8 protein-coding genes and 1 pseudogene are annotated in these 5,928 nt (G+C 43.3%); 1 reads left to right on the top strand and 8 read right to left on the bottom strand.

The window, feature by feature from the left end; all coding sequences use genetic code 11:
* The 8 genes and pseudogenes from P8O70_00950 to P8O70_00915 form a co-directional block, all read right to left on the bottom strand.
* Positions 1-332 (bottom strand): annotated as a pseudogene (locus tag P8O70_00950) (GTP-binding protein).
* Positions 333-644 (bottom strand): hypothetical protein, encoded by a 312-nt coding sequence (locus P8O70_00945; GenBank protein MDG2195451.1) that lies wholly within the window; start codon positions 642-644, stop codon positions 333-335.
* A gap of 247 nt (positions 645-891) precedes the next feature.
* Positions 892-1,881 (bottom strand): metal ABC transporter substrate-binding protein, encoded by a 990-nt coding sequence (locus P8O70_00940; protein MDG2195450.1) that lies wholly within the window; start codon positions 1,879-1,881, stop codon positions 892-894.
* A gap of 12 nt (positions 1,882-1,893) precedes the next feature.
* A complete protein-coding gene (locus tag P8O70_00935; protein ID MDG2195449.1) occupies positions 1,894-2,763 on the bottom strand; it encodes a metal ABC transporter permease in 870 nt (289 codons plus the stop codon).
* Positions 2,760-3,500: a zinc ABC transporter ATP-binding protein AztA gene (aztA, locus tag P8O70_00930; GenBank protein MDG2195448.1), complete on the bottom strand. Its 741-nt coding sequence runs from the start codon at positions 3,498-3,500 to the stop codon at positions 2,760-2,762. Before aztA ends, P8O70_00935 begins: the two co-directional genes overlap by 4 nt.
* A gap of 133 nt (positions 3,501-3,633) precedes the next feature.
* Positions 3,634-4,026, bottom strand: a complete 393-nt coding sequence (locus tag P8O70_00925; GenBank protein MDG2195447.1) for a Fur family transcriptional regulator — start codon at positions 4,024-4,026, stop codon at positions 3,634-3,636.
* A 66-nt stretch (positions 4,027-4,092) separates the two neighbouring features.
* Positions 4,093-4,674, bottom strand: coding sequence for a GTP cyclohydrolase I FolE (gene folE / locus P8O70_00920; protein MDG2195446.1), 582 nt, complete (start codon positions 4,672-4,674; stop codon positions 4,093-4,095).
* 133 nt (positions 4,675-4,807) lie between these two features.
* Positions 4,808-5,371 (bottom strand): DUF2796 domain-containing protein, encoded by a 564-nt coding sequence (locus P8O70_00915; GenBank protein MDG2195445.1) that lies wholly within the window; start codon positions 5,369-5,371, stop codon positions 4,808-4,810.
* 116 nt (positions 5,372-5,487) lie between these two features.
* On the opposite strand from P8O70_00915, the gene P8O70_00910 reads away from it, so the two are divergent.
* Positions 5,488-5,928 (top strand): zinc ABC transporter substrate-binding protein (locus tag P8O70_00910; protein ID MDG2195444.1); only part of this gene is annotated, 441 nt, incomplete at its 3' end.

Here is a 5,928-nt window from a genome sequence, read left to right as displayed (position 1 = left end):
AAGGTTTGCGCAACTGGTCCTGGATCAGCGAGGCCAGTGGTCTCGAGAAGTATGTAATCAAACTTATCTCTCTGCTTCATAAGATTCCCAAGCACGCGAATAAGGTCGCCACGGACTGTACAGCAGATGCACCACCCGTTTGACATTTCGAAGATTTCTTCATCGGCGTTGATGACTAGGGCTTAGTCGATACCAATCTCCCCATATTCGTTTTCGATCACTGCTATTCGCTTTCCATGCTCTTCGCTAAGGATTTGGTTGAGCAGTGTAGTCTTACCTGAACCGAGGAATCCGGTCAGAATAGTTACTGGGACTTTGCTTGAACTATTCATTCAAGTCTCCTTGTCAAAAGTTATAAATGCCAAATTACCAGAATCAAATCCCCAAGCTTTGCAAACTTCTGTGAGATCGTGGGTATCAATGGAGTTTGTTGGTTTGTGGATCTTGTGCTGAATTTGTGGATACCCATCCCGAAGAAGGCCAATCACTGTTTCTAAAGGTGCACAATCTTCCTCTAAGCAGGCTAATTCAGTAACGGTGATTGTATCTTCCTCGGAGAGCTTCAGAGTTTGGCGTAGTGTAGCTTTAATCTTACGTATCTGGTCAAGGTTGGGTTTGGGTCTAGATTGACGAAGTAGCTCCATTGTCTGCCTCACTTTGAAGGGCACCAGATTGTGGCAATGATGCTGTTGCAGTAAATATATTTGATTTTCCAACAGATCAGATTAAATAAACGGTCGCAGATCAGAGATTGCCCTTCTATAGATTCTAATAATGTTTGAGTGCTGTGATTACAACGATCCAAATCGCAAATAGAAATTTTTTCATGCAAGTCCAAAAGTTTCAGATCAATCGAATCAAAGTAATCACAGTGTTATAATGAGACTCAACTCAATCACTTAATGCATTCACAATAGTTGTACTGTTGTGGCGTAACATTTCCAGGTAAGTAGACGCAGGCCCATCGGTACCAGAAAGTGCGTCTGAATAGAGTTTGCCTCCGATGTTAGCTCCCGTTTCGTTGGCAATCTGCTCGATTAGACGCGAGTCAGCTATGTTCTCCACGAAAACAGCTTTGATCCCCTCTTTTCGTATCTGCCTAATCAGACCTGCAACTTCCTTTGCGGAGGCTTCTGATTCAGTACTAAGTCCTTGAGGTGCGAGAAAGCTAAGCCCATACGCCTTGCCAAAATACTTTAAAGCGTCATGACTCGTTATGACAATTCTGTGATCGCTTGAGAGAGTATTAACCATCCGTTGAATCTCTTCATCTAGGGCTTGAATCTCAGAAACATAAGCTTCACGGTTGAGATAGAAGACAGAAGCGTTCGAAGGATCGTTTTGGGCTAGTGAACTAGTGATGTTGTTCACATACGTAACTGCAGCACGAGGACTTTGCCAGGCATGTGGGTCAAAAATGCCGTGGTTGTGATCGTGCCCCTCGTCATCGTGATGCCCCTCGTCATCGTGATACCTCTCGTCATCGTGATACCCCTCGTCATCGTGATGCCCCTCGCTTTCTGCGAACGGAATTGGCTTGATTCCGTTGGTTGCGACCACACGTATGCCGTCAAAGTTTGAAGCTTTGACCAGGCGGTCCAGCCATCCCTCAAACTCAAGACCATTTTCAATCAGGACCTGAGCCTCAGCCATTGCGCGCGCGTCTGCCGTTGTTGGTTGATAGACATGGGCATCTCCATCTGGGCCCACTAGCGTTGTGACAGCTATATGCTCACCACCGATGCGTTCAACCATGTCCCCAAGAATGGAAAAAGTCGCTACAACGGGGGTGGGTTTCGCAGCTTGGACAGCTATTGTACTAGCTGTTAGCAAAGTAAGCAGGGCGATAGCAGACTTTATAAAAACTCTCCGAGAAGCCATCTATTCTCCTTTTTAGATTTTAAGTTGTTGTTGAGTTATTGTTTGGGTGAGTAGTCCACCGATTGGACCTAAAAAAACCGACAATCCGTAGAAAATCCCGTTGACGAGAATGATTGCAGGCCCAGACGGCAAGCTGTAATGGAAAGAAAGCAGCAGCCCAATCAGGCTTGAAACCATGGCAATAGCAACTGCAGTCGCAATCATGCCACCAATGCTGATAGCCCAGAACCGTGCTGCAGTCGCAGGGAGAATCATTACACCTACAGCCATGAGTGTTCCGATTGCGTGGAAGCCCCCTACAAGATTCAGTACTACCAGTAAAAGAAAGGTGAAATGGGTGATTGCACTAAGTCCGCTTACTGAACGAAGAAAATGGGGATCAGCGCATTCCAGAACTAGAGGTCGAAATAATAAAGAGAGTGTTACTAGTGAGAAGCTTGTGATTGAGCAGAGTAAGATCAACGTTGCATCGTCAAGCGCTAAAACTGTACCGAAAAGTACGTGCATTAGGTCAACATTACTTCCACGCGTCGAAACAATCAGCACTCCAATCGCTAACGAAATCAAGTAGAATGAAGCCAAACTGGCATCTTCACGAAGGATTGTCATGCGAGTTACAAATCCGGAGAGCAACGCAACCAAAAGTCCAGCAGTTAACCCCCCGATGGTCATAGGTATGAGAGAGAGACCAAAAACGAGAAATCCTACGGCTGCCCCAGGCAAAATTGCGTGTGCCATCGCATCACCTGTTAAACTCATCCGACGCAGCATAAGGAAGGTTCCTACGGGCGTCGCTCCAACAGAAATGGCTATACAACCAAGAAGTGCTCGACGCATAAATCCAAATTCTGCAAAGGGTTGGAAAATTGTATCCCAAATCATGCTACACTTCGTCCGCAAACATGGGGTGGTCCGGCACAAGCTTCACACATCTGTCGAGCACGGAATTGGTTTTCTGCAGTTAAAACACTTTCTGTCGGTCCATGGGCTACCAGTTCCCGAGCTATCATCAGCGTTTCTGGAAAATGAGTCCGGACGGTATCATGATTGTGCAGTACAGCCAGAATAGTCCGCCCCTCTACATGCCAGCGTTTGATAATCCTGAGTAAGTCAGTCATTGTACGGGTATCGATGGCGTTGAAAGGCTCATCTAATAATACCATTTGTGCATCTTGGAGAAGCAGCCTTGCAAAGAGAACACGCTGCATCTGACCCCCTGAAAGGGAACCAATGATTCTGGATTCGAAGCCAGATAGTCCGACAGCAGCAATTGCCTTTTCGACAAGGCTTTGTTGTGCTGCGCTGAGCCAGCCGAATGGACCAATTTCTCTCCACAAGCCCATTGCAACAAGGTCAATTACTGTAATTGGGAATGAACGATCGATATCGGATTGCTGCGGCAGATAAGCTATATTTTCCCGGCTGATTGAGCCTAAAGCCAAACTCCCCTCCATAGGAACGAGCGTCCCAATCACACCCTTAAGCAGCGTCGATTTTCCAGCACCGTTGGGACCCACTACAGCAGTCAGACTTCCAACAGCAATTTCAGTATCTAGCTGATGGATAGCAGGTTGATGATCATACCCCAGAGTAAGGTTGTTGAACCGAAGAGCGTGCATTACAAACCCCCAGGGTTGGTAGTTGCCCAGAAAAAGCCACACCATAAGGATACAATCATCAATAAAGCAACTGCTAATCTCAAACTGGCCCCGGTTGTGAGCAATCGAAACTTCATACTACTCATGTTTGACTTTAGTTTTGTTCATAGCCACAATTTTCACAGACTCCTTGCAGTTCAATTACATGACGTAAAGGAGCAAAACCCGAATTGGCAATGACCTCTGAAAGCGCGTTAAGTACGCCTGTATCGATATACTCATTCACAACACCGCAATCATCACAAATTGTTATTACAGCACTTTCATCGTGTTTATCGGTTTTGCAGGCAATGTAGGCATTTAGTGATTCAAGCCGGTGCGCACGCCCTCTTTCAACCAGATCAGAAAGTGTTCGGTAGATTGTTGGGGGAGCAATTTTAGGATTTCTATCTCTCAATTTTCCTAGAATGTCGTAAGCTGACATTGGTTTTTCACTTGTTTGCAGAATTTCCAGTACGGCAATTTTCCAACTATCTTTTCGACCCATTTTTAGCGTCCTACTTAGTTTGTTATGTTATGTTATAAGATAACGTATCTTGTTTTTTAGGTCAGATTAGGAATGTTCAAGGTTAATTATTGCCATGAATTCTCTTCGGGTGTGGGTATCATTGCGAAACAATCCGTGGGTATGCATGGTCACCATGCTAACACCTGATTTATGAACGCCGCGGGTTGTCATACATTGATGGGCTGCCTCGATAACAACACCAACTCCTTTTGGTTTGAGTATTCCTTGAATTGTATCTGCGATTTGGGATGTGAGTGCCTCCTGAATCTGCATTCGTTTAGCAAAGACATCTACCAGACGTACCAGCTTAGAAATACCAACTACTCTTTCATTTGGAAGATAGCCGATATGTGTCTTGCCAATAATTGGGACGATGTGATGCTCGCAGTGGGATTCAAGTCGAATATTTTTAAGAACAATCATCTCGTCGTAGCTAGATATATTTTCAAACGTTTTTTCCAGCAACGATTTAGGATCTTCATTGTATCCAGCAAAGAATTCTTCGTAAGCTCTGACCACCCGATCTGGTGTACCCAAGAGGCCATCACGGTTTGGATTCTCTCCAGACCATCTGATTAGGGTTCGAACTGCGTCCTCAGCTTCTTTTCTGGATGGAGTATTATTCATTTCTTTTAGCAGTCTTGCTGGGCTATCTATCAATCCAGTTGAAAAAAATCATTGGTGAATCACAAAAAAAATCATGAAAAAGTTTTAAAGAAATTGTTTAAGTCCAAGTTTTCAAAAAACAGCATTTGAAATTTTAAAAACTTAATTTTGGATTATCTGAAATCAATTCTCCAAAGCTCTGTTTTCCTTGAATAATTGTTTGAACCTTCACTTCCTCCATCAAACTAAATGTTTTAAAAAGTTCTAACTCAATTGATTTAAAATCCTCAGGTTTTTCACAATTGATGGAATAGATCGCAGTAAATTCTGAGTGAGTTTCTTTTTCAGAATCATGATGTTCGTCCTTATGATGTTCGTCCTTGTGATGTTCGTCCTTGTGAATTCCTCTCATGCTTGTGGATACTGACACGTCAACAGTTTTACAATTTGCTTGAGAGGAAATGTCCGCAATATTTTCAAAATCTCTGAGAAGTTCAATGGTATTGTTAACAAGTTCATGTTGGTTTTTCGTTTTGGGCTCATGTTCAAAGCCTACCAAGTTGTAAGATGGGCTCTGCAGCTCAATAAGCAGTTCTTGACCCTCAAAAACAATGTTCAACTTAGCTTCACCATGAATGTGAGCCTCTAACGAACTTTGTGCATAGCATTCAATCAAGAATGTGAAAAAAATGAATATGTAAGCAAAACAATACTTCATAGTTGTAAATCCTTAATGTTGACGAGAACAAACGCAACTCAATTGCAAATTTCATTAAAAATTGACATAATATTATTTCTTTTGCAACTAACTTTCAAAAATTATTGAGAGCTGACATGAATCGATTTTTTGTTCTGATGGCCTATTTTGCTTTGATCGCAAACAGCTCAGACTTATTTGCTGATCAGAAAATACGAGTTGCGGTGACAATACCACCGATTGAAAATTTTGTGAGTTCAATAGGTGGTGATTTCGTTGAAGTTGTACATCTTGTGCCTGCTGGACAGGACCTCCATACCTTTGCACCGAAGCCGTCTAAAATGCGTGAAATGCTTGACGTAAATGTTTATTTTAAGCTTGGTGGAATTGCAGCTGAGGAAATTTGGTTGGATAGGTTAGTGAATTTGAACCCTTCGATGAAGGTCATGACAATTTCAAGGGGAATTGAGCGGATAGAAATGGAAGCTCACCACCATCACGATGAAGAAGGGCATCACGATGAAGAAGGGCATCACGATGAAGAAGGGCATCACGATGAAGAAGGGCATCATGATGAA

This window comes from SAR324 cluster bacterium, from assembly GCA_029245725.1.
In the GTDB taxonomy this organism is placed as follows: Bacteria; SAR324; SAR324; order SAR324; family NAC60-12; genus JCVI-SCAAA005.
This window is presented reverse-complemented; position numbering and strand designations above follow the sequence as displayed.